The sequence below is a fragment of the Amnibacterium kyonggiense genome, assembly GCF_004364555.1.
Lineage (GTDB): Bacteria > Actinomycetota > Actinomycetes > Actinomycetales > Microbacteriaceae > Amnibacterium > Amnibacterium kyonggiense.
Map to the genome: position 1 here is coordinate 502,034 of NZ_SOAM01000002.1, position 21,962 is coordinate 523,995.

The window sequence follows — 21,962 nt, forward strand, 5'->3', positions numbered from 1 at the left end:
GATCAGTGCCAGAAGGTAATTGCCCGGTGTCGCTCAATCCGAATCAAGGCCCCGGTGGGGTAATGCTGCCAGAGCTGTCTCGTTCAAGCGCGGGTCGCATCCAGCGACGAAAGATCGGCGGCGAACGTGTACTCGGCGCAGCACTCGCCGCCGTCGAGAACCGTGGGCAGCCACAGCCGTGCGTCGGCCCACATCAGGTCGTACGGCACGCGTGCCGTGTCCACCCATTCCGGCTGCAGCTCGTCGGACGCTTCGGGCTCTCCCGCCGTCCAGTTCGCGGTGAAGACGTGTGAATCCTGATGCCAGGCCGGCTTCGTCGGGAAGCGGTACCGGTTGATGCCGACCTCGACGACATCGGAGCAGGCGACCTGCTCACCCACCTCTTCACGCAGCTCGCGCAGCACTGCGTCAGCGGCATGCTCCCCGGGCTCGAGCTTCCCGCCCGGAGCGACGACCTTCCCCGCGCCGAGCCCGGTGCGCTTGTGACCGAGCAGCACCTGCCTGCCGCGTGCGGTCGATCGAGTCACGTAGATGACGCACACCTGCTGGATCGACATCACGAGCACGGTAACGCCGGTCGACGGAGATACGGCGTGCGCGACACGACTCCACGCGACCGCGCTCTTATGGTTCGCGGGTGCCTGACGTCGTACCCGGTCTCTACGAAGCGCTGATCACCGAGGGCCTCGAGCGAGAGCTCTCGAGGATCGATGCGGGGCTCGTGCAGCGCGCCGCCCTCGCGGAGGAGGAAGCGGATCGCGTGATCGCCGCGCACGTCGCCACCGTGGTCCAACGCGCTCTCGGAGGCGTCGGCGGTGACGAGAAGGAGCGGATTGCGCGCAAGGTCGAGCTCGCCAACGCCCTCATCGCTGACATCGCGCGCCGCGACCCGCGCGCTGCCGACGTGACGGATCGGGTTCAACACCACGGCGCGCTTCTCCATGCTGTCGCGGAACCGAGCGCAGGTCCGTCCGAAGTGCACTTCCCTGTCCGGCCGGAGCTGCCGATGGCCGCGGGCGCACTCCTGGTCAATGGTCGTGGACAGCCACGAGTGGGTCACGAGGTGGCATCCGAGATGCGGTCGGCGGACAGCGTCGACCTGCTCTGCGCCTTCCTCAAGTGGCACGGCGTCCTGCTCATCGAGGACGCGGTCAAGGACCTCATCGCTCGCGGGGGACGACTGCGCGTGATCACGACCACCTACATCGGAGCCACCGATCAGAAGGCGGTCGACCGCCTGGTCGCGCTCGGCGCGTCCGTCAAGGTGTCCTACGACACGCTGGCGACCCGCCTCCACGCGAAGGCTTGGAACTTCCACCGCTCGACGGGTCTCGACACCGCCTACGTGGGGTCGTCGAACCTCTCGCGCACGGCGATGCTCGACGGCCTCGAGTGGAACGTGCGCATCTCGAGCGCCGAGCAGCCCGCTGTGCTCGAGGCGGTGAGAGCGACGTTCGACGAGTACTGGGAGGACTCGTCGTTCGAGGCCTACGATCCCGAGCGCGACGGCGAGCGCCTGCAGGCGGCGCTGCAGAAGGAACGGGGCGGAGCGACCTCACTCCCCCTCGAGATCACGGCACTCGAGGTCGAGGCCCGGCCGTATCAGCGCGAGGTCCTCGAGCAGCTCGACACCGAGCGCCTCGTGCACGACCGATGGCGGAATCTGATCGTCATGGCCACCGGCACCGGGAAGACCGTCGTCGCTGCACTCGACTTCAGGCGCCTCCGCGAGCAGGGCCGGGTCCGCCGACTGCTCTTCGTCGCACACCGCCAAGAGATTCTGGCCCAGAGTCAGTCGGTCTTTCGGCACGTCCTTCGCGACGGTGCGTTCGGCGAGCTCTACGTCGGTGGTGCGGTGCCGACCGACTGGGAAGCGGTGTTCGCATCGGTGCAGTCCCTCGCTCGGATGGATCTGGACCGTCTTCCGCCTGACCACTTCGACGTGGTCATCGTCGACGAGTTCCACCACGCCAGCGCGTCGAGCTACCAGCGACTGCTGCGCCACGTGCAGCCGAAAGTCCTCGTCGGCCTGACGGCGACGCCCGAACGGTCGGACGGTCTCGACGTGCGGTCCTACTTCGACGGACGGGTGGCTGCCGAGTTGCGGCTCTGGGACGCACTCGACCAGCAGTTGCTGGCGCCGTTCCAGTACTTCGGCAGTCACGACGACGTCGATCTGAGCAGCATCCGCTGGACGCGCGGGAACTACGACCAGACCGAGCTGGAGAACCTCTACACCGGCAACGACAAACGCGTGCAGCTGGTGCTGCGACAGGTCGTGGAGAAGATCGCCGAGCCCGGGGAGATGCGCGCGCTCGGATTCTGCGTCAGCGTCGCGCACGCGGAGTTCATGGCTGAGCGGTTCAACGCCGCGGGCATTCCGAGCCTGGCACTCTCGGCCAAAAGCCCCTCGGAGGTGCGCAAGACCGCGCTCGCCAACCTCCATGACCGGACGGTCAACGTGATCTTCACCGTCGACCTCTTCAACGAGGGCATCGATCTGCCGACCATCGACACGATCCTGTTCCTCCGCCCGACCGAGAGCGCGACGATCTTCCTGCAGCAGCTCGGGCGAGGGCTGCGGCGGTCCGCCGACAAGGCGTGCCTGACCGTCCTCGACTTCATCGGCGGCCAGTCCGCGCAGTTCCGGTTCGACGAGCGCTTCCGCGCGCTCACCGGGACATCGCGCAAGGAGCTCACCGGACAGGTCGAGGCGGACTTCCCCACCCTGCCCGCGGGCTGCCACATCCAGCTCGACCGCGTCGCGAAACGAGTCGTCCTGGACAACATCAAGTCGGCGCTGCGGCTCCCCACGAACAGGCTCGCGCAGGAACTGCGGCGGATCGGAGACGTCTCCTTGGCCGAGTTCCTCGACGCCGCGCAGGTCGAATTGGAGGACGTCTACCGCTCGACCAACGGCGGCTGGACGAAGCTTCGGAGAGAAGCAGGGTTCGACGACACTCCTGCCACCGACCAGGACCAGGCGCTCGGCCGGCGCATCGGGCGGATGCTGCACGTGGACGACCCTCGACGACTGGCCACACTCAAGCGTCTGGTGGGCACCGCCTCGACCCTGCAGCCCGAGTCGACGCTCGAGCGGCGCCTGCGCTCCATCGTCGCCACCGATCTCTTCGGACCGGATGCGATTCCGGAGAGCGATCTGGAGATCCGTGCTCGGCTCGCGGTACTGCCGTCCCGACGCAGTGAACTCGAGAGCGTGATCCCGCTCCTGAAAGCGCGTCAGTCACGAGTCACGACGCCTGTCGCCAGCACGCGCGTGCCGTTGCGGGTGCACGCGCGGTACAGCCGAGACGAAGCACTCGCTGCGTTCGGCATGGGGAAGCCGAACAGCGTCCGCGAGGGCGTGAAGTGGTTGGAGGACGAGCGGGCGGACGTCTTTTTCGTCACGCTCACGAAGGTGGAGGGCCACTACTCCCCCACCACGATGTACGCCGACCGCGCCATCTCACCCGTCCGTTTCCAGTGGGAGTCGCAGAACCGGACGAGCGTCTCCTCCGAGACCGGGCAGCGGTACATCAACCATCGACAGCTCGGGTCGAGCGTGCACCTCTTCCTCCGCGAGACGAAGAGCCCCGACGGCGATCTCGGCACGCCGCCGTACTTCTACGCGGGGACGATGCAGTACGAGAGTCACAGCGGCGACCGTCCGATCCGGATCATGTGGCGTCTCGATGAACCGCTGTCGATCGACGTGTTCCAGTCGGCGAGGCTTGCGAGTTGATGGCGGATCATCAGCTCTTCGCCTGCAGGGAGGAGCACTTGCAAGGGGGCATCACGCCTCGATGACTGAACCTGACTAGGAGCGGACCCGTCGGTCAGCCGATAAACCGATTGCCCTTGCCTAAGTTGCACGGCGCGCAAAGAGTTTGAAGATTGTCAGCGACAGTTCGCCCGTCCCTACTCACGGGAATGATGTGGTCGATGTGGAGTTCCGCACCATCTGATCCTGCTGCGCCACACATCTTGCAGCGGTAGCCGTCTCGCCGAAGGATGTCCGCGCGCAGGGACATCGTCATGAAGCTGCGTTCGCGAGCGCGCAGGGCGGCGGTGGTCGACTGGCGCGCCCGAGCAGCTTGACCCGCACGGAGTCCCTCATGGAGAGCCTCGAAATCCCACGTCAAGTCGCGTGAGTACGAGTTCTGACCTTTCGGACTCGTATATGTCACCCGTGCAGCCACCCTCACAGCGGGCACGGGGCGAGGAAGAATCGTCCGATTGAACACCTTCCGTTCGATGGCGACGAACTGCTCCCGCTTGACCTTGGGATGACTGCTGGTCGCGAGCATGCTCTCGCACTCCCGCTGAATCGTGGTCCGGTACGCCGAATAAAGCTCGAGGGCCCGGACTCGAACAGACACCTCGCGCTCGAACCACGACTCGTTCTCTAGGACGGAGACGCCGAGAAAGCGCCCGAGGTCGAATCGGTCGTACTTTCCTTTCGACTCTGCGCGGTAGCGGTAGATCATGTTGATGGATGAATGACTTACGATGTGCGGCCCGCTCCGCGCGTTCAAATCGATGAGGCGCTTCATTGCGACGCTCGCCTCGACGACCAACGTCCGGCGATGAGCGGCCCGAATCGCAAGTGCGAGTACGGCGACACAGCCGATAACGACGAGACAGAGAACGAAGAAGCCGGAGCCAGAAGCAGAAGAATCTGCCGGCGCGCTCGAGAAGTGCTCAGCAGCGTCATACACAACGTAGAGCGCGGGAGTCAAGCTCGTCAAAATCTGTACGCCCCCATCGAAATCCTTTCAGGCTCGACGCAGGGTAGTTGCAAACATTCCAGGATCGACATCCCCAGATTAGGCGCCCCGGGAATCGGGCAGAGCACCGGGCTCGAGGACGTCGATGGCGTCAGCGAGTCGTTCCTCCACGCCCCCCTCGATCCACGGCACTGGCTGCGCCTTGAGCACCTCTCGGAACCGCTCGTACATCCCGTGGCGGATGTGCTCGCCGTTCCGCAACCCGTCATGCACGAACGGGATCTCATCCCGGGTCGACCTGCACCCACAGCGCTCCGAGGCGCCGTACGAGCTCGGCGCTGCACTCGTTGCTCGTGAACGCCGCATCGATCGGCTTCGGCAGCAGGCGCTCGATCGCGCGCATGTGCTCGTCCCAGGCGGTCGGCGAGTCGAAGTCGACCTCCGAGTCGTCGACACCCGCGACGATGTTCGCGTTCGGGTGCTCCTGCTGCAGCCAAGTGAGCCGCGTCTTGAGCGGGTTCGTCTCGGCCGAGTTCACGAGCAGCTGCACAGTGACCTCGTCGCACTGCCGGAGGGCCTTGCGGATCAAGTTCGAGTAACCGGCGTGCAGCGGGTAGAACTTGCCGAGTGCGAGGCCGTGGCGGAAGGGCTTGCTCATCAGCGCAAGTTGGTCGGGGTGGTCTTGAGGCTCGCTTTGCTCGCGCGACGACCAGCGGGGACTGTGGCGCCCGTCGCAGGGCGTAACGGCGCCCGTCGCGGTAGCCGCCGATGCAGAGCGCGACGAAGAACAGGTAGAGCGATCCCGTGATCCAGAGCCCCTTCACGGCGTCGACCCCGACCTAGACGAGACGAACTAGTTCTCGATCCACGGGCGGTCCAGCATGTACTGCCCGACCAGGCTCATGGAGATGGTCGAGGCGTCGGCGAGCTGCGTCGTCGGGTCGGTGAAGCTCGTGAGTACCCACGTCAGCACGACGGTGCCGAGCACCGCGGCGGCGACGAGCAGCACGATCGCGCGAACCGACGTGCGGGAGGCGAATCCCTCCACGATCTCCGGCCCCGGCGAGACCACGCGACCCAGCTCAGGACCCCGAGCACGTGGCAGACGACCCGCGGGCCGGCGTCTGCGTAACGCGCGGCGCCGATGAACAGCACGATGAGGATGAGCTCGTTCGCGACGCCGATCCGGAGTTCCAACTGATCCGCCGAGCGGCGAGGAACACGCCGAGGGCGAAGCCCCGCGACTTGGTCCAGTCAGCAGCGACACAGGTGAACACCGCGTGTCAGCTTGGTCGGTGTTGCCCCGGCGGCAGCGGGAACGAGTCGGCGAGGCGCCCTGATCCTCCCGCCCCCGTGAGCGCCACCCGTCCCTCCAACTCGGGGTGCGACCAGTCGTCGTCGAGGGAGGGCAGGCGATCCGGCCCGCAGTGCTCGAGGAGCGCCGCGAACCAGAACCGGTACGCGGGGTCCGGGTGCTGAGCCGCGTCGAGACCCTCCAGCCGCTCGAGACGGTCCGCGAGCGCCGAGGAGGGCACGGGTTCGCCACGGCCGTCCGACAGCACGTCCCACCCGGCGGCGTTCGAATACCGGAGTAGATCGCGCTGCGCGCCACCGGCATCGACCGACAGCACGCAGCGCCAGTAGCCCGCGCCGCCGAACACGAAACGTGCGCGCAGCGCCTCGTAGCCGCGGTCGTGCAGGATCCGGACGGCTTCGAGCAGGCCCCGCTCCGGCGTCGGCGCGACGCGCCCGAGCGAAGCGGCCGCAGCAGCCACGGCCAGGGCCGTGAGGTCGTCGGACCGGAGACCCGGCCAGCCGTGCACCTCCAGCGTCCACCGGGCCGGGAACGCGGACGCGCCGTGGACGGCGCCGATCAGTCCCCCGGCGATCGCGGCGACCGTGTCCGTGTCTCCGCCGCCGCGCACGGCCCGCTCGAGCACGTCGACCGGCCTGGAGCCGTTCGTGATCGCCGACCACGCCGCCTGCAGCGCGCCGACGACCCAGCCCGACTGCTGGATGTCGCGCGGCTGCATGCGCTTCGCAGCCGCGATCCAGTCGGACCAGATGGAGCGACGCGGCTCGCGCACGTGCCGCAGCCCGCGCCGGAGGTCGAGCTCCCCGGTCAGCACCGCGTGCCGGATGGCGCAGCACCACAGGACGCAGGCGTCACCGGCGTCCGGGTCCGCGTGCGTCAGCTCGCTGACCCGGCGCGCGGCGACGACGAGCTCGCCCTCGTCGTGGAGGAACGCCAGCGCCAGCGGCGCAGTCCGCATGAGCGAGCCGTTACCGCCCGACCGCCCGGTCCTGCGGGCCTGCTCCCGTGCCGCGGAGCGCAGCGCCTCCGCGGTGCCGACCTGCCGAGCGGCGTCGAGGGCCGCCCGGGTCTGGTTGCCGACGTCTTTCGCGTCGACGCTCCACTCGAGCCATCGCCCCGCGACGACGTCGAGGTCCTGGTCGTTGAACACGCCCCCGCGGGCGGCGACCTCGAGCAGCGGGATCGCCATCGACGTGTCGTCGGTCCACTCCCCCGGCTCCCAGTCGAACGGCCCGCCGCCGATCATCGACACCTCGGTGCCGTCGGGCAGGGCGGGACCGAACTCGTAGCCGGCGCCGAGGGCGTCGCCGGCGGCCGTGCCGAGGACCGCGCCGGCGGCTCGGTCGTCGATCGCTGCGCTCATGCGTCGTCCTCCAGTGCGCCGAGGGCGCGTCGCGCGTGGGCGTACTTCTCGGCGAGCCGATCGCGGGTATCGGGATCGAGCAGCGCGGTGCGCTCGGGATCGGTGTTGTCGGCGATGTCCGCGAGCTTCACCTCGCGGGCCAGCGGGTCCGCGGCGATGCGTGCGGAGTAGTCCACGTCGTCGCCGGTGCGGCTCAGGAGGTCGACGACGCGGATGACGTCCTCGTCGACGCCGGCGATGCGAAGGTCCTCCGATGTCACATTGGTGTCCTCGAGCACGTCGTGCAGCCACGCGACCGCCTGTGCTTGCAGGTCGGTGAGCCGCGCCGCCACCCGCTGCGGGTGGGCGATGTAGGGACGCCCGGCCTTGTCGGTCTGGCCGGCGTGCGCTCGGGTCGCGATCTGCCTGGCGAGCTCGACCTGCTCGAGGAGGTGACGGAGCGCCGGCACGGTGGTCGGGTCGACCGCGTCGAACTGCTCCGGTCCGCGTTCGGTCACGACCGCGAAGTCTCGCGCCTTCAGCTGGTCAGCGTCGCCCTCGACCCGGAACAAGTCCGCGTCACCGAGCGAGCGGAGCAGCTCGAGCTGGCATCCGCGGCGGACCTCGGCGTACGCGCCGACGTACTCGGGTCGCTCGTCGCGGCTCGAGGCCATGAACAGCCGGACCACCGCGTGTCCCCAGTGCTCGCTCATCCTCGACTCCTTTCGCGCGTCTGCGCTCTAATCGACAAGTTAGCGCGATCGCGCTCGAACTGCAATACAGTCGGTGCATGGTCTTCACCGACTCGTCCGGCCGAGCGCTGACGGACTACCCGCGCCCGTCCGTCGCGGTCGACACGGCCGTCCTCACCGTCGCGGACCGCCGGCTGCAGGTGGTGCTGGTCGAGTCGGACGGCGAGTTGCGACTCCCGGGCACCTTCCTCCACGAGGGCGAGGTCCTGGCGGACGCGGTGACGCGATCGCTCGACGAGAAGGCGGGCATCACCGGCATCGACCCGGTCCAGCTGCACGTCTTCGACGCGCTCGGCCGCGACGACCGGGGCTGGGTCCTCTCCGTCGCCCACGTCGCCGTCGTCCCGATGACCGCGCTCGACCCGCTCCCCCACCTGACCCCCGTCGACCAGGCGGTCGGCCTCCGGTACGACCACGACCGGATCGTCCGGCTGGCCGTCGACTGGCTTCGCGACCGCTACCGGGCCACTCCGGACCCGGACGGGCTCCTGCGCGAGGAGTTCACCCTCCGCGATCTGCAGGTGCTGCACGAGGCGGTCCTCGGCGAACCCGTGATGAAGGACGCGTTCCGACGCGGCATGGTCGACGGCCTCGTCGAGACCGGACGGATGTCGACCGGGACCGTCGGGAAGCCCGCGCGCCTGTGGCGCCACCGTGATTCGCCCCGGTGACGCCTCGCACCTGGACCGGCCTCACCTTCGGGGCGTTCACTGCCCTCATGGACGCGAGCGGTCAGTAGGAGGTCGAGGTGCCGACGCCCGTCGGGCGGCTGCGCTTCGAGGTGCGCATCGGTGACGACGGCAGTGTCGAGGCGAGCTACCACGGCCGTCGCATCCCCGTGCCCGAGATGCGCACGACTCCGGAGGGCGACGGCCTGCGCGTGGGCTGGACGCAGCAGCTCACCTTCCCCTTCCCTGTCGGCATCACGGTGGACGCGCTCGTCGTCGGCGACCGTCTCACCGGGACCGCGACCGCCGGCGGCTTCCCGCCCGTGCAGCTGGAGGGCCACCGGGTCGGCTGAGTTCCGATCCGGTCCTTGCACCTGCTCGCGGCAGGCTGGTGCGGTGCACGACCCCGCCGGCCACCTCCTCGTCCACTTCATCGAGGCCTCAGAGGGGCACGGCGAGCAGGTCTTCTTCTCGCTGAGCGACGGACCCGACCCGACCCGATGGACGCGGGCGAACGGCAGTCGGCCGGTGCTCGAGTCGCGGATGGGCACGACCGGCGCCCGCGACCCGTTCGTCGTGCGTGGCGAGGACGGATTCGTGATCCTCGCCACCGACCTGCGCGTGTGGGGCGGCGGGCCGCACCGCTGGGAGGAGTGGACGCGGACCGGCAGCCGCTCGCTCCTCGTCTGGCGCTCCCCCGACCTCGTGACCTGGACCGGGCCCGAACTCGTGGAGGTCGCGCCGCCGACCGCCGGCATGGCATGGGCGCCGGAGGCGCGCTGGTCGCCGGAGGACGGCGAGTACCGGGTGTCGTGGTCCTCCGCGCTCTACGCCGAGGACGATCCCGAGCACCGCGGGCCCGGCTACAGCCGCATTCTCGAGGCACGGACCCGCGACTTCCGCACCTTCACCGATCCGGTCGTCGCGCTCGACCACGGCCGACCCGTGATCGACGCGCGCGTCTACGACATCGGCGGCCGTCGGGTGCGGTTCGCGAAGGAGGAGCCCGGACCCGGCTCGATCTGCGTGTTCCAGGAGGTCGAGACCGCGGACGGTTGGACGCTCGTCGCCTCCCGCATCGGCACGGACCGGTACGAGCACGTGGAGGGCGCGATGCTCGTCCAGGACCCGCTCCGCCACCGCTGGCTGCTCTGGCTCGACCAGTACGACCGGATGCCGCAGGGCTTCGTCGCCCACGCCTCCGAGGACCCGCTCTCCGGCGTCTGGCTCCCGCTCGACGACACCGAGTTCCAGGTGCCGCCGAACACCAAGCACGGCTCGGTGCTGCCGCTGAGCGGAGCCGAGTGGGAGCGGGTGCGGCGCGCATTTCCGTGAACGTTTGACCGCTGACCTGACCTGCGACGGGCTCGCGGAGACCGTGCGGGGTCGATCGGCACCGACGAGATTCCTCTTATTCGAACCTGTCTCTCGTCGGGCCGACGCGAGCGACCACGACGGGGCGCGCGACGGAATGAACACAGACGTCGTCACCATCGGCGAGCCGAACTCGAACCGAAGCAAAGCCGTCGATGTCGACCAGATTCGTGGGCACGGGATGCTCAGCTCCGCGGCCATCTCTTGTCGGGCAGACCAATCATCGCCTATGGTCTGCCCGATCTCCTTCGCCGACAGGGCATCAGCATCGCGGCCAGGTGAGGTCCAATACCTGAAAGAGATCAATGCCCAAGCATCTTGCGGGCGCCATCGCGGCCGCCTCGTTGACCATCGCGCTCGTCACCGGCACTGCCCTGTCCGCCGAAGCGGCCGTACCCCGCTCCTAGCGGAACGCGCTCGCTCAGGCGAAGTCCTACGTCCGCGTCCTGAACATCAGCAAGGCGGACCTTTACGACCAGTTGCACAGTCGATACGGCGGCCGCTTCTCCGCGAAAGCCGCCCACTACGGCGCGGATCACGTGAAGGCGAATTGGAGCCGCGAGGCGCTCGGTGCCGCTCGGTCCTACGTCCGGGCCCTGAACATCAGCAAGGCCGGCCTGTCCCGCCAGCTCACCAGCAAGTACGGATCGCAGTTCACGAAGAAGCAGGCGGCCTACGCACTGCGCCATGTGAAGGTGGATTACAACAAGGAGGCCCTGGCGGCGGCGAAGGCGTACGAGAAGGAGTTCCACATGTCCGACGCGGAGCTTTTCGACCAGCTGACGAGCGAGTACGGATCCGAATTCACCGCTTCACAGGCCGAGTACGCCATCAAGCACCTCTGACGATCGATCCGGAGGAGTCGGGCCCGGACATCATCTGCACCGCCGTCGGTGCGGTAGCCGTTCGACCGGAGCCCGGTCCCCCGTACGGTCATCAGGTGACCATCCCCTCGGAAGACGCGTTCGCCCGCATCGAGCACGAGCGGGACCGCAGCTCCTCCCGTCCCCTCGGCGACCTCAGGCGAGCCGAGGGCGAGCGCCGTCTCGAAGGCTTCGAGGTCTGGCTGACGGCAGGCGAGACGCTCGCCGAGAAGGCGATCGCGGCGATCGACACCGGTGACGAGGAGCGGGCTGAGCGACTGGCGCGCCGGATCATCGCGCTGCCGGTCATCGACGAGAGCACGCCGTCCGGCTTGATGGCCGTCAGCGTCCTGCTCATGAACGAAATCGTCGACCCGTCGTTCGAGGGCGGCGAGGGACGCGGGTTCCTCGACCTTCCGCTCCGACTGCTGCCGACGCTCGACGAGCCGGCCGCCGACGCACTCCGTTACGCACTCGCCGCGATCACCGCCTACGAGCTGCCGGCGGCGGTGCGGGACCGGATCCGGGCCGTCACCTTGCCCGAGCGCCGGTTCGACCCGCCGTTCGCCGGCGTATCGGATGAGCAGCTGCCGGCAGCGGTGATCGCCGCCCTTCGGCTCGTCCTGCGCCTGCGCGCGGAGGACTGAGACCAGCCCGCCGGGCGGACCGCCGCTGGGTCGTCTGCGCCCTCAGCCGTACCGGACGTCGAGCCCGGAGTCCGGGATAGAACCGGCTCCCTGCACGACGAGCCCACTCCACTCGCCCGCGATCGGCGTCGACGCGCTGCCATCGCCGTTCAGGTCCCCGCCGACCGAGTCGTCGGCGACCGTCGTCATGATCGCCGGCTCGGAGTCGGTCCCGGTCGTCGCGACGGCACCTCGGACGAAGACGTGCTCGATGTCGTCCGAGTGCACGCTCCGCTCCACCTTGAGCACGGATCCGGCCGGCAGGGACAAGGTGTGCCCGGCAGTCACTGTGAGCGCCGTGTCCGGATCGGTGCTGGGGCCCGGATCAGCCACGTCAGAGAACGGCCAGAACGCGGACGACAGGACGTAGTGCCAGGAGTCCGAGGGCAGCGTCCAGTCCTCCTGCAGCGACCCGCCGATGGCGAACGCCCGCTGCCCCGCGCCGGACATCGAGTTGCCGGTGAGGAAGGAGGGGCGCAGAGCCGCATCCCAGATCTGGATCGCGTAGGTCGGCTCGACCCCGGCGGTATGCGGCACGAGATCACCGACCTCGTTGTCCTCCACCACGATCGGGGTGCTCGCGGGGTCCGCATTCTCGGAGAGGACGACGAGCGGACCGCCGGTGATCACGTCGTGCCGCACGACCAGTCGAGCTGTCGGATCGTCCTGCGCCGACGAACGATGCACCGAGAGACCGCCCTCGAGCGTGGACCGCTCGATGTCCGCGGACCCGCGCCGGACGGAGTCCGAGTACTCGGAATGCAGCAGCTGCGAGTCGGTGACGTCGGCTGTGCCCTCGAACGCGCTCAGGTCGAGCTGCGCGTAGTCGATCCGGGCCCAGGAGAGCTCGACCACCCCGCCGAAGCGTGCCGTCACCCCGACCCAGCTCCCCGTGGACGGAACGTCCCCGACACTCGTCGGGAGTCCTGCCGAATCGTCGTCCGCCGACGTGAGGACCGCCGGCGCAGAGGGCGTCCCCGTGACCGCGAGGTCTCCGGACACCCACAATGCGGCGCGATCCGCCATCTTCAGCGTCGCCCCCGCCGGAACGCGAAGACGCACTCCAGGAGCGACCTCGAGCATCCCGCCGCCGCAGCATTCGCCATCGATCACGAACTGCGGACCGGTCGTGGGGACCGTCCAGTCCTCGACGAGCGTCCCGCTCAGGGCGATCGCGTTCACGCTGTCGCCGACGATCTCGTTCCCGGTGAGGTTCGACGGTCGCAGAGCCTGATCCACGATGAGCATCGGGTAGACCGTGCCGGACTCCGTCGAATGCTGCAGGGGTCCCGGGCTGTCCACGTCGCTGATCCGGTTGCCCTCGACGACGACGGGTGGCGCCGTCGAGGAAGTGTTCCGCGACGACACGAAGAGGGGCCCGCCGGTCAGCACGTCGTTCGTGATGATGAGCGGGTCTCCATCAGTGCTCGGTGCGTCGGGTCGCCATGCCTCCACGCCGCCGTCGACTGCCGACCGCTCGAGTGTGAAGCCCCCCTGGCGGATGCGCAGACCGTCGGCAGAGCGGCGCATGGTCGAGTCCCTGATCGAGATCGAGTCCGCCGCTCCAGCGGTGCTGACGGCTCGCGTCGTGTCCGACACCTCGGTGTGCTGCAGCGAGATGGTCGCGCCGGCCAGCGCCACGAGACCGGCCCAGTCTCCGGCGGCCGGGACCGGTGCGGACGACTCGATGGTCACCGGGGCGCTCGCGGTGCCGAGTGCCTGCAAGCTGCCCGCGACCTGGATCGTGGAGCCGGGGTCGACCAGGATCCGGGTGCCTGGCGCGAGCGACAACGTGCCGACCGTCACGACACCCGAGAGGCGGTACTCGTCGGCGTCGGCGGGCGACCAGGCGCCGCTGACCGTTCCGCCGTCGAAGGTCTGCACCGCCGACGCCGCTCCGACGACGGGGGTCGGTGCGGCCGTCCGGGTCGTCGTCACTCGACCGGCCCGCGACGCGCGCACCGAGGCGGTGATGCGACTGCCGAGCTGAGCGGCTCCCACCACAAGCGTGTCGTCGGCGGCTCCCGCGATCTGCCGCCCGTCCGCGAACCAGCGGTACTCGAGCCTCGCCGCCGGGGACCACGCTGTCGCATTCGTCAGCGACAGCGTGCCGCCGACCGCTGCCCGACCTCGGAGCGCAGGCGCGGAGACCGAGTCGAACGGCTGCAGGATCGAAGCCGTGCGGACGCTCGTCCGCGTGACGGCAGCGAACCCGGCACGGTGGCCGGACACCGCGACGGTGAGCCGCTTTCCGGCATCGCGACGCGCGAGCCGGTACCGGCTCCCGGTCGCCCCTGCGATCACGGTGCCGTTCCTCCGCCACTGGAACGTCCATGAGCTCGGAGTGGGCGCCCACCGCGCCGGTCGCGCGGTCAGCACCGCTCCGACGGTGGTCGTCCCGGTGATCACGGGCCGATCCGCGTGCCCGAAGGTGCGGCTGTGCCCGGCCGCGAACGCGCTGGTCGGGCCGAGCAGCAGCACAACGGCCACGGCCGCGGCGAGGGCCGAGAGGATCACGCCGCGATCGCGACCACGCCTCGTGGTGCGCTCCATCCCAGCTCCTCCGCATCAGCGCGACGCCTGGCCGCCCATCGGATCGTGTCACTCGGGCCGCCATCCACCGCCGAGGTCTCGGGTCGTGTTCATGCACGGCGGATGACCGCGTCGGGGTCGCAGGCGGGCCCCCGCACCGCTGGCTTCGTCCGTGCGGGCGGGCGACGGGCGGGTCGCTCCATGCGGCCGGACCGCTCGAACCGGCGCGCGCTTGCCGCGATCCTGGACGCCACCGACGCGTACGAGGTTCGTATTCGTGTTCGAACCTCTGTCGGTGGCAGGTGGTGGGATGCTCGCATGTCGGAACCCACTGACGACGGCGGAAACCCACCGCCCGAGAACCCCTACGCGGCGCTCGACGATCGCGAACAGCTCTTCACGGCGTCGCTGCAGCACGCGAACCGGCTCGTGAACACGGCAGCCGCGGTGCGACTGCAGGTCATGCTCGCCGGGCTCGAGGCGATGCTGCTCGAGGAGCAGGAGCAGACCCGGAGGATGCCGTCACCGGACGACCCGGTCGTGACGTGCTTCCTGATGCATCAGGCGAACGAGCTGCGCGTGACCCGCTTCGGCGTGCAGCGGCGGCTGGAAGCCGCACGGATCCTCCGCGACCACATGCCCAGGACCTGGGCGGTGTTCCTGGACGGCCTCGCCTCCGAGGACGCCGTCGTGGTCGCGGGAACCCAGGCGATCGGGCTGCCAGCGCAGCACTTCGACGCCTTCGACGAACGCGCCGCCGAACTGGTGCAGACCGAACGCGCGACCGCGGTCGAGCGCCTCCTCAGCGATCTGCGGGACGAGCTCGATCCGGAGCTGACGACCGAGCAGCACAAGGAGGCGACCAACCGGCGGACCGTGCGGGCACGCGCGACCAAGGACGGCCAGGGGGTGCTGGAGATCCACTCCACCGCCGCAGACATCGCCGCCGCGTACGACCGGATCCGCAAGCACGCCGTGGCCGCGCACGGGCGGGAGGGCGAATGCCGCACCCTCGGCGCGCTGATGGCCGACTGCGCCGTCGACGCCGTCCTCACCGGGAGCATGCGGGGCCCTGCCGACGGCGGCCCGTCCTATCCCTTCGAGCGGCTCGGTGAGACGGAGGAGTCCGGGGACGTGACCCGGAAGCTGATCGACGCGACGATCACCGTGGTCATCCCCGCCGACACGGCCACCGGCGCCGGCGACGCACCGGCCCGGATCTCCGGGATGGGCACGATCGACGCGGAGACCGCGCGCACGCTCGTCGCGCACACCGCGACCTGGACCCGCGCGGTGGTCGATCCCGTCGACGACGTGATCCTGCGGTTCGACTCGCACGAGCGGTACATCCCCGCCGGGTTGAAGCGGTTGCTGCACCTGCGGCAACCGACCTGCGGGTGCGGATGCGGACTCCCCGCCCATCGGGCGGACATCGACCACATCCAGCCGTTCGAGCACGACGGCCGCACCCGCCAGGAGAACCTCCACGTCCTCTGCCGCAGGAGTCATCTGGCGAGGCATTCCGGGTTCGCCGACGTCACCATCGACGAGGACGGCACCCCGCTCTGGCGCAACAAGTGGGGTGGCGTGCAGCGGATGAAGACCGGCCTGCGCATCCGCAGCGTCGACGAGACGGAGGTCACCCCGTTCTGACTCGAAGACGACTCGGGAGATCAGGTCTCAGCGCCTCAGGCGCCGCCCCGTGACGCGCGAAGCTGCGCCATGAAGGCGTCCATGTTCTGCAGTGCCCGCTGCAGCTCGGGCGAGTCCTTCGCCTTCTGCTCGAGCCGCCGGCGCTCGGACTCCGCCTTGCTGCGACGGACGGCGGTCCTCGACCTCCACACGGCCTGGCGCACCGCCTCGTAGGAGGCGGTTTCGCGCACACCGAGACGCCGATCGATCCACTGCGCCAGCTGCCATGCGAGATCAGCACGGACGACGCGGTCCCGCAGATCGCTCCCGTGCCACCGGGGCTCATCGAGGAAGAACGGAAGGAAGTCGAGGACGGCCCGCGGTGCGACCGATGCGGCCGCCGCATCCTGCCGATGCGGGCGGTCCGACGTCTGGGCTCGCGCCGCGGCTCCCGGATCGACCTCGGCCAGGTGGTCGGCGATGCAGGCCAGCAGATCCGCATGCGCACGCTCGACGCGATCAAGTCGCTTGCCGGTCAGCGTTGGCCCGGTGTTGAGAAAGAAGTGGATGAGCATGCCGTCCGCCATCGGACGGAGCGGGATCACGGGGGCCACGCGGTCACTGTTCCGCCGACCTCTGACAGCCCGAGACGGCGGCAGCTCGCGCTCGGTGCCGCCGATGAGCACTCGGCGCGAGCCGGGGCTCGACGCCGACGCGCCGACGAGGTCACCACTTCGGGGGGTTGTCCGCCATCCTGGCGGGGTGCAGCCTTCGCGGGACCGGACCACCCGATCCGGTCTCCGCCTCCCCCAAGGCCTCTTCATGACCCCCTCCCCAGTCCTGACGCTCGTCGACCCCGCTTCGCAGCGCCGAGCGCACCTCCGCCAGCGCGCCCTCTCGATCGCCGTCGGCGCGGTGATCGCCGGTGTGAGCGCCGTGCCGCTCGCCCTCGCACTCGGCCACTGACCCCCGGCGTAGCGTGGCTCGCATGAGCACGACGGACGTGGCGCCCTGGACCGAGGTCGACACCCTGGACGCGCTCGTCGCGCTGATCGGTGAGCCCGGCGAGCGCGCGAAGAGCAAGAGCCGCCCCGCACTGGTCGACGTCGACCGGGCGTGGCTCGCGGCGTCGCCGTTCTGCATGATGGCGACCGCCGACGCCGAGGGGCGGTGCGACGCCTCCCCCAAGGGCGACCCGGCCGGGCAGCTCGCGCACGTCATCGACGACCGGACCATCGCCATCGCGGAGCGGCCCGGCAACAAGCGGGCCGACGGGTACCGGAACATCCTCGCGAACCCGCACGTCGGGCTGACCTTCTTCATCCCCGGCCGCGGCGACACGCTCCGGATCAACGGCCGCGCGCGGCTCGTGTCGGACGCCCCGTTCTTCGACGAGCTGATCGTGAAGGGGCACCGGCCGCTGCTCGCGGTCGTCGTCGACATCGAGGACGTGTTCTTCCACTGCGCGAAGGCGTTCATGCGGTCGGGCCTCTGGAACCCGGAGACCTGGGACCCCAACGGCCTCGTCCCGCGCCGCGCGGTGCTCGCGAAGCAGGTCGAACCCGACGAGCGCACGGTCGAGCAGCTCGACGAGTACTACCGGCCCGAGAACTACGGCGCCGGTCTGTACGCCTGAGCGCCTGGCCGTCCCCGAGCCTGGTCCGGCGCCACCGGGCTACTCGGCGAGCACCGCGTCCGGCTCGTCGGCCGGCCGCGAGGACAGCAGCGCGTTCGCCCTCCGGGTCGGCGCTCCCAGGGCCCAGAACAGCACGCCCACGCCGATGAACACGAGGACGGGGATCAGCTCCGTGGCGAGGTACAGGCCGGCCTCGCTCGCCTTCCAGCCGTCGGGCCGGTAGTCGGCGCCGAACCAGGCGAACGGCGCGCCCGGCGCGATGAGCTGCAGGACCGTGAAGGCGAGCAGGACCATCAGGAGGACGGTCAGCGGCCGGTGGAACGGCATCCGGTACGGGCGCTGCGCATCCGGCATCGTCCGGCGCAGCTTCCACAGCGCGGGATAGATGAGCAGATAGCTGATCAGGGTCGTCGAGATCGTGACGCCGAGCACCGCGCCGAAGAACTTCGCCGCGCTGCCCTGCGTGATCACCTGGGCGAGCACGAGGACGAGCGTCGAGACGATGCCGCTGAACACGTTCACCCGCACCGGGGTGCCGAGGCGCGCATTCAGCACGCCGAGGAAGCGGGGCGCGGCGCCGTCGTAGCCGGAGACCGCGAGCGCCCGGTCGGAGCCCATGATCCAGGTGACGCCGGAGGTGAGCACGCAGAGCACGAACAGCACCGCGCCGAGGTCGCCGAGCAGCTGCCCGAGGCCGGTGAGCGTGGCGGTGCCGTCGGCGGTGACGGAGCCGCCGTAGACCGTGAACACGCTCTTCATCGCGTCCACGAGGCCACCGAAGTTCGTCACCTTGTCCGCCGGCAGCACGAGGAGGATCCCGAGGATCGGCACCGCGTAGAGGAGGAACGAGGCGATCGCGGAGCGGAGGATCGCGAACGGCACATCGCGCTTCGGGTCCCGCATCTCCTCCCCCGCCGCGGACGGCAGCTCGAAGCCGACGTAGTTGAACAGCAGCACGCCGACGAGGGCGACGAACCCGCCCATCGTGGGCGCGAAGGACGACGCGCCGAGGCCGTGGAAGCCGTGCTCGGCGGCGTAGAGGACGACGGAGACCGTGAACAGGCCGAGCAGGAGGAACCGGGCGAACGCGCCGACGGTGGTGATCCACTTGCCGATCCGGAACGACAGGACCGCGGCGAGCACCGCGATCCAGATGAACACGATCGAGATCACGAGCACGGCGGGCGTGCTGAACGCGTCGCCGCCGTTGAAGAACACCTGCAGGGCCGCAACCGCGCTGATCGCGAGCGTCCCGCCGAGCCACACCGGGTTCGTCACCCAGTAGAGGAAGTTGTTGATCGCGCCCGCGAGGTGGCCGAAGGCCATGCGCGTCCACAGGTAGGGGCCGCCCTCCTGGGGGAAGGCGCTCCCGAGCTCCGCGAAGAGCAGGGCCTGCGGCACGAAGAAGACGACGGCCAGCACGACCATCCAGGTGAACGCCTCGCCGCCGGCTCCGGCGACGGAGGCGATCGTGTCGACGCCGACGATCGTGCAGATGAGGAAGAACAGGATGTCGAAGCGGCCGAAGTGCCGCTGCAGCTTCGCGGACTCCTCAGCGGCGGGCGCGACGCCCGGCTCGATCGCAGCGGTCACCGTGGTCGTCTCCTTCCGGCGCGACGCGCCTGGCGGGATGGTCCTCCCACCGCGTTTCGGCGGTGTTACCGAACCGCGTGTCGGGCCGCGAGCGCTGCGGACCAGGCCTCCCGATTGGCCTCGGTGGCGGTCCGGGGGTCGTCGACGGGCGGCCGGCCGACGTCGAGCGCGTCGAGCCACCGTCGGTCGCGGTGCAGGCGGTCGAGGGCGTCCGCACCGGGTGCGCCGTGTCCCGGCACCACGAGCGCGGCCCGCGCCGCCAACGGCTCGATCGCGTCGAGTCCCCTGCGGTAGGCGGCGCCGAGCGGGTCGTCGTCCGCGAGCAGCGGGACCTCGACGTCGCTGAGCAGGTCGCCGGCCACGAGCACCCGGCCGCGCGGGATCCACAGCGACGCGTGCCCCGAGGCATGCGCATCGGTGACGACCACGTGCACCGCGGGACCGGTCCACGGAATGCGGCTCCGGACTGGGGTGATCGGCGGCGCCGTACGGAACGTGACCGGGGCGAATCCCGGGCCGAGCTCGTCGAGCATCGCGACCCGATCCGCGGAGGCGGTGGGCGCGGACGCCCATCGCCGCGCGGCGCCGAACGAGGGGTGCCAGAGCAGGTGGTCGTAGTGGGCGTGGGTCGCGACGACGCCCTCCACGGTCAGCCCGAGGGCAGCGAGGTCGGCGGCGAGCGCATCGAGCTCGTCCGGCGTCCACCCGGGGTCGACGAGCAGCGCACGGCGTCCCAGGCCGATCAGGACGACGCTGCTCTGCCGGTCGCGTCGACTCGTCGCGACGAGCACGTCCGGCGCCGCGGGCCGCAGGCGGCGGAGGATCCCGGAGGCGCGCATCGCCCGATGCTGGCACGCGCTCGAGCACTCCCGGCAGCGGTGTCGCCGCGCGCCAATACACTCGCGGGCGTGGCCGACCACACCACCCCGGCGGACCTCGAGCGCGAGCTCGGCATCGACCAGAAGCGCATCCGCCACTACCTGCGCCAGCGCTACGGCAACCTGCCCGCCTACACCGACAACTGGCACCTGAACCAGCGGGCCGCGGAGGACGTGCGGCTGCACTTCCACGCGGAGTCGGAGGCGCTCCGCGCGTCCGGCGCCGTCCTGCCCGCGATGACGGAGCCCGACCCGGGGCCGACGCTCTTCCGCGACGCGACCGGGAGCACGACCTACGACGCTGCCGGCAACCTCGTCTACCTCCCGAGCGCCGAGGAGCTCCGGCATCGCCCTGCCGGCGACTGATCTCGGCCTCCGGAGCTCGGGTGCCGCCGATCCGGCGCTGCGGGTCGCCTGGCACGACGCGGACACGGTCGTGCTGCGGCAGGGCGCGTCGACGCACTTCGAGGCGCCGTTCCTGTTCCTCCTGCTCGGGCGGGAACGGGCGCTGCTGCTCGACACCGGTGCGACCGCGGATCCGGAGGTCCTCCCGCTTCGGGCGACGATCGACCACCTGCTCGCGACGTGGGTCGAACGGAACGGTGTCGAGGGGTCGTACCCGCTCGTCGTCGCGCATTCCCACGCGCACGACGACCACGTCGCGGGCGACGGGCAGTTCGCGGATCGGTCGGACACGACGGTGCTCGGGCACGACGCGGCGGCGGTGGCGGGGTTCTTCGGGTTCGACGACGGACGGGCCGCGTTCGAGCTCGGCGGGCGGACGCTCGAGGTGCTCGCGACGCCCGGGCACGAGGCCGCCGCCATCACGGTCTTCGATCCGATGACGGGGTGGCTGCTGACCGGCGACATCGTGTACCCGGGACGGCTGTACATCGAGGACGACGTCGCGTTCGCGCGGTCGCTCGACGTGCTCGTCGAGTTCGCGCGCACCCGTCCGGTGACGGCGGTGCTCGGCTGCCATGTCGAGATGTCGACGGCGACCGGCGTCGACTTCCCGGCCGGCACGATCGAGCAGCCGGACGAGCTGCCGCTCGCGCTCGCACCGGAGCGACTCGAGGCGATCCGCGGAGCGGCGCACCAGGCGATCGGTCGCCCGGGCCGGCACGTGCTCGACGACGTCGTGCTCGTCAACCGCGTCTAGCCCGGCAGCCGCTGCTCCGCGACGCCGTTCCCGCCGTCGACGACGATCGTCTGGCCCGTGACGTAGGAGGCGCCCGGCGAGCAGAGCCAGGCGATGACGGAGGCGACCTCCTCCGCGGTCCCGCTGCGGCCGGCGGGCACGAGGCGGCCCTCGGCGGCCTCCGACTCCAGCTGCGAGCCCGTTGCGATCCAGCCGGGCGCGACCGCGTTCGCGGTGATGCCGCGCGGCGCCTCGTCCACCGCGAGCGCGCGGACCAGGCCCGCCATGCCGGCCTTCGCGGCGGCGTAGGTCACATCGGCGCGCGACGCCATGACGGGGCCGGTGACGCTGCTCACCATGACCACCCGACCCCACCCGGCCCGGCGCATGCCCGGGACGGCGGCGCGGGTCAGGAGGAAGGCGCTCGTCAGGTTCTGCCGGAGGCCCGCCTCCCACAGCGCCGGGTCGACGGTGACGTCGCCGCTCGGCATGTCCTCGCCCGTCGCCACCATCCCGGCGTTGTTGACGAGGATCGCGGGTGCCGTCGACCAGGAGTCCGCGAACGCCGCGACGGCGTCCGCGTCGTCGAGCCGGACCACGGCGCCCTCCGCCTCGACGCGTGCCGCGCGGAGCTCGGCGACCCGGTCGTGGATCCGGTCCGTCGTCGCGGTGACGAGCACACGGGCACCGAGCCGCCCGAGCGCGAGCGCGGACGCGAAGCCGATGCCGGTCGGGCTGCCCGCACCGGACACGACCGCGGTACGGCCGGAGAGGTCGAGCGCACTGGGAAGCGGGAGGACGGCAGCCACGACGGGCACGCTAG

23 protein-coding genes and 2 pseudogenes are annotated in these 21,962 nt (G+C 70.3%); 13 read left to right on the forward strand and 12 right to left on the reverse strand.

Annotation, left to right across the window (positions count from 1 at the left end):
- Positions 1-83: 83 nt before the first annotated feature.
- Positions 84-557, reverse strand: coding sequence for an 8-oxo-dGTP diphosphatase (locus CLV52_RS10790; protein WP_133766343.1), 474 nt, complete (start codon positions 555-557; stop codon positions 84-86).
- Complete coding sequence (locus CLV52_RS19140) at positions 557-1,297, reverse strand: hypothetical protein (protein ID WP_425455698.1); 741 nt, start codon at positions 1,295-1,297, stop codon at positions 557-559. The genes CLV52_RS10790 and CLV52_RS19140 overlap by 1 nt, the downstream gene beginning before the upstream one ends.
- Here CLV52_RS19140 and CLV52_RS19145 point away from each other — a divergent pair.
- Both CLV52_RS19145 and CLV52_RS10795 read left to right on the forward strand, forming a co-directional pair.
- Positions 1,190-1,408: pseudogene (locus tag CLV52_RS19145) on the forward strand (phospholipase D-like domain-containing protein); the annotation flags it as partial. The gene CLV52_RS19140 and the pseudogene CLV52_RS19145 sit on opposite strands and share 108 nt — an antisense overlap.
- A gap of 21 nt (positions 1,409-1,429) precedes the next feature.
- A complete protein-coding gene (locus CLV52_RS10795; protein ID WP_425455696.1) occupies positions 1,430-3,742 on the forward strand; it encodes a DUF3427 domain-containing protein in 2,313 nt (770 codons plus the stop codon).
- Between the two features lie 94 nt (positions 3,743-3,836).
- Here the strand turns inward: CLV52_RS10795 and CLV52_RS18925 are convergent, their stop codons facing one another.
- From CLV52_RS18925 to CLV52_RS10820, 5 genes are all read right to left on the reverse strand, one after another.
- Positions 3,837-4,718 carry an HNH endonuclease gene (locus tag CLV52_RS18925; RefSeq protein WP_246018077.1) on the reverse strand — a complete coding sequence of 294 codons (882 nt, stop codon included), beginning with the start codon at positions 4,716-4,718 and terminating at the stop codon, positions 3,837-3,839.
- 292 nt (positions 4,719-5,010) lie between these two features.
- Positions 5,011-5,385 (reverse strand): adenylyltransferase/cytidyltransferase family protein, encoded by a 375-nt coding sequence (locus tag CLV52_RS10805; RefSeq protein ID WP_133766345.1) that lies wholly within the window; start codon positions 5,383-5,385, stop codon positions 5,011-5,013.
- 195 nt (positions 5,386-5,580) lie between these two features.
- Positions 5,581-5,799 carry a nicotinamide mononucleotide transporter gene (locus CLV52_RS18435; protein WP_162850815.1) on the reverse strand — a complete coding sequence of 73 codons (219 nt, stop codon included), beginning with the start codon at positions 5,797-5,799 and terminating at the stop codon, positions 5,581-5,583.
- 211 nt (positions 5,800-6,010) lie between these two features.
- A complete protein-coding gene (locus tag CLV52_RS10815; RefSeq protein ID WP_133766347.1) occupies positions 6,011-7,405 on the reverse strand; it encodes an ADP-ribosylglycohydrolase family protein in 1,395 nt (464 codons plus the stop codon).
- Complete coding sequence (locus CLV52_RS10820) at positions 7,402-8,097, reverse strand: HD domain-containing protein (RefSeq protein WP_246018078.1); 696 nt, start codon at positions 8,095-8,097, stop codon at positions 7,402-7,404. The genes CLV52_RS10815 and CLV52_RS10820 overlap by 4 nt, the downstream gene beginning before the upstream one ends.
- Positions 8,098-8,174: 77 nt before the next feature.
- Here CLV52_RS10820 and CLV52_RS10825 point away from each other — a divergent pair, with 77 nt between their 5' ends.
- From CLV52_RS10825 to CLV52_RS10845, 6 genes and pseudogenes are all read left to right on the forward strand, one after another.
- Positions 8,175-8,807 carry an NUDIX hydrolase gene (locus tag CLV52_RS10825; protein WP_133766348.1) on the forward strand — a complete coding sequence of 211 codons (633 nt, stop codon included), beginning with the start codon at positions 8,175-8,177 and terminating at the stop codon, positions 8,805-8,807.
- A gap of 77 nt (positions 8,808-8,884) precedes the next feature.
- Positions 8,885-9,157, forward strand: coding sequence for a hypothetical protein (locus tag CLV52_RS10830; RefSeq protein WP_133766349.1), 273 nt, complete (start codon positions 8,885-8,887; stop codon positions 9,155-9,157).
- A gap of 43 nt (positions 9,158-9,200) precedes the next feature.
- Positions 9,201-10,139, forward strand: coding sequence for a glycoside hydrolase family 43 protein (locus CLV52_RS10835; protein ID WP_133766350.1), 939 nt, complete (start codon positions 9,201-9,203; stop codon positions 10,137-10,139).
- A gap of 461 nt (positions 10,140-10,600) precedes the next feature.
- Positions 10,601-10,708: pseudogene (locus tag CLV52_RS19110) on the forward strand (Ltp family lipoprotein); the annotation flags it as partial.
- A gap of 9 nt (positions 10,709-10,717) precedes the next feature.
- Entirely contained in the window at positions 10,718-11,023 is a 306-nt protein-coding gene (locus CLV52_RS19115; protein ID WP_342773151.1) for an Ltp family lipoprotein, read from the forward strand.
- Positions 11,024-11,118: 95 nt separating this feature from the next.
- Positions 11,119-11,688 carry a hypothetical protein gene (locus tag CLV52_RS10845; RefSeq protein WP_133766352.1) on the forward strand — a complete coding sequence of 190 codons (570 nt, stop codon included), beginning with the start codon at positions 11,119-11,121 and terminating at the stop codon, positions 11,686-11,688.
- Between the two features lie 42 nt (positions 11,689-11,730).
- Here CLV52_RS10845 and CLV52_RS10850 read toward each other — a convergent pair whose 3' ends face one another.
- On the reverse strand, positions 11,731-14,280 hold the full coding sequence (locus CLV52_RS10850) for a hypothetical protein (RefSeq protein WP_133766353.1): 2,550 nt from the start codon (positions 14,278-14,280) through the stop codon (positions 11,731-11,733).
- A gap of 297 nt (positions 14,281-14,577) precedes the next feature.
- On the opposite strand from CLV52_RS10850, the gene CLV52_RS10855 reads away from it, so the two are divergent.
- Entirely contained in the window at positions 14,578-15,912 is a 1,335-nt protein-coding gene (locus tag CLV52_RS10855; protein ID WP_162850816.1) for an HNH endonuclease, read from the forward strand.
- Between the two features lie 35 nt (positions 15,913-15,947).
- Here CLV52_RS10855 and CLV52_RS10860 read toward each other — a convergent pair whose 3' ends face one another.
- Positions 15,948-16,505 (reverse strand): hypothetical protein, encoded by a 558-nt coding sequence (locus CLV52_RS10860; protein ID WP_133766355.1) that lies wholly within the window; start codon positions 16,503-16,505, stop codon positions 15,948-15,950.
- Positions 16,506-16,713: 208 nt separating this feature from the next.
- Between CLV52_RS10860 and CLV52_RS18440 the strand changes: the two genes are divergently transcribed.
- On the forward strand, positions 16,714-16,857 hold the full coding sequence (locus CLV52_RS18440) for a hypothetical protein (protein ID WP_162850817.1): 144 nt from the start codon (positions 16,714-16,716) through the stop codon (positions 16,855-16,857).
- Between the two features lie 22 nt (positions 16,858-16,879).
- Positions 16,880-17,527 (forward strand): MSMEG_1061 family FMN-dependent PPOX-type flavoprotein, encoded by a 648-nt coding sequence (locus tag CLV52_RS10865; protein ID WP_133766356.1) that lies wholly within the window; start codon positions 16,880-16,882, stop codon positions 17,525-17,527.
- Between the two features lie 39 nt (positions 17,528-17,566).
- On the opposite strand, the gene CLV52_RS10870 is transcribed toward CLV52_RS10865, so the two are convergent.
- Positions 17,567-19,120, reverse strand: coding sequence for an APC family permease (locus CLV52_RS10870; protein WP_133766357.1), 1,554 nt, complete (start codon positions 19,118-19,120; stop codon positions 17,567-17,569).
- A gap of 65 nt (positions 19,121-19,185) precedes the next feature.
- Positions 19,186-19,959, reverse strand: coding sequence for an MBL fold metallo-hydrolase (locus CLV52_RS10875; RefSeq protein WP_162850818.1), 774 nt, complete (start codon positions 19,957-19,959; stop codon positions 19,186-19,188).
- A 69-nt stretch (positions 19,960-20,028) separates the two neighbouring features.
- On the opposite strand from CLV52_RS10875, the gene CLV52_RS18445 reads away from it, so the two are divergent.
- Both CLV52_RS18445 and CLV52_RS10880 read left to right on the forward strand, forming a co-directional pair.
- Positions 20,029-20,364 carry a hypothetical protein gene (locus CLV52_RS18445; protein WP_162850819.1) on the forward strand — a complete coding sequence of 112 codons (336 nt, stop codon included), beginning with the start codon at positions 20,029-20,031 and terminating at the stop codon, positions 20,362-20,364.
- Between the two features lie 70 nt (positions 20,365-20,434).
- Positions 20,435-21,160, forward strand: a complete 726-nt coding sequence (locus CLV52_RS10880) for an MBL fold metallo-hydrolase (protein ID WP_246018079.1) — start codon at positions 20,435-20,437, stop codon at positions 21,158-21,160.
- Here CLV52_RS10880 and CLV52_RS10885 read toward each other — a convergent pair.
- Entirely contained in the window at positions 21,157-21,948 is a 792-nt protein-coding gene (locus CLV52_RS10885) for an SDR family NAD(P)-dependent oxidoreductase (protein ID WP_133766360.1), read from the reverse strand. The two genes, CLV52_RS10880 and CLV52_RS10885, sit on opposite strands and share 4 nt — an antisense overlap.
- Positions 21,949-21,962: the final 14 nt, after the last annotated feature.

Bases quoted from the DNA above. Each gene is read 5' to 3' on its own strand.
- CLV52_RS10875 (WP_162850818.1), bottom strand. From the start codon at position 19,959: ATGCGCGCCTCCGGGATCCTCCGCCGCCTGCGGCCCGCGGCGCCGGAC.
- CLV52_RS10855 (WP_162850816.1), top strand. From the start codon at position 14,578: ATGTCGGAACCCACTGACGACGGCGGAAACCCACCGCCCGAGAACCCC.
- CLV52_RS18440 (WP_162850817.1), top strand. From the start codon at position 16,714: ATGACCCCCTCCCCAGTCCTGACGCTCGTCGACCCCGCTTCGCAGCGC.
- CLV52_RS10865 (WP_133766356.1), top strand. From the start codon at position 16,880: ATGAGCACGACGGACGTGGCGCCCTGGACCGAGGTCGACACCCTGGAC.
- CLV52_RS10805 (WP_133766345.1), bottom strand. From the start codon at position 5,385: ATGAGCAAGCCCTTCCGCCACGGCCTCGCACTCGGCAAGTTCTACCCG.
- CLV52_RS10815 (WP_133766347.1), bottom strand. From the start codon at position 7,405: ATGAGCGCAGCGATCGACGACCGAGCCGCCGGCGCGGTCCTCGGCACG.
- CLV52_RS10790 (WP_133766343.1), bottom strand. From the start codon at position 557: ATGTCGATCCAGCAGGTGTGCGTCATCTACGTGACTCGATCGACCGCA.
- CLV52_RS10820 (WP_246018078.1), bottom strand. From the start codon at position 8,097: ATGAGCGAGCACTGGGGACACGCGGTGGTCCGGCTGTTCATGGCCTCG.
- CLV52_RS10850 (WP_133766353.1), bottom strand. From the start codon at position 14,280: ATGGAGCGCACCACGAGGCGTGGTCGCGATCGCGGCGTGATCCTCTCG.
- CLV52_RS10825 (WP_133766348.1), top strand. From the start codon at position 8,175: ATGGTCTTCACCGACTCGTCCGGCCGAGCGCTGACGGACTACCCGCGC.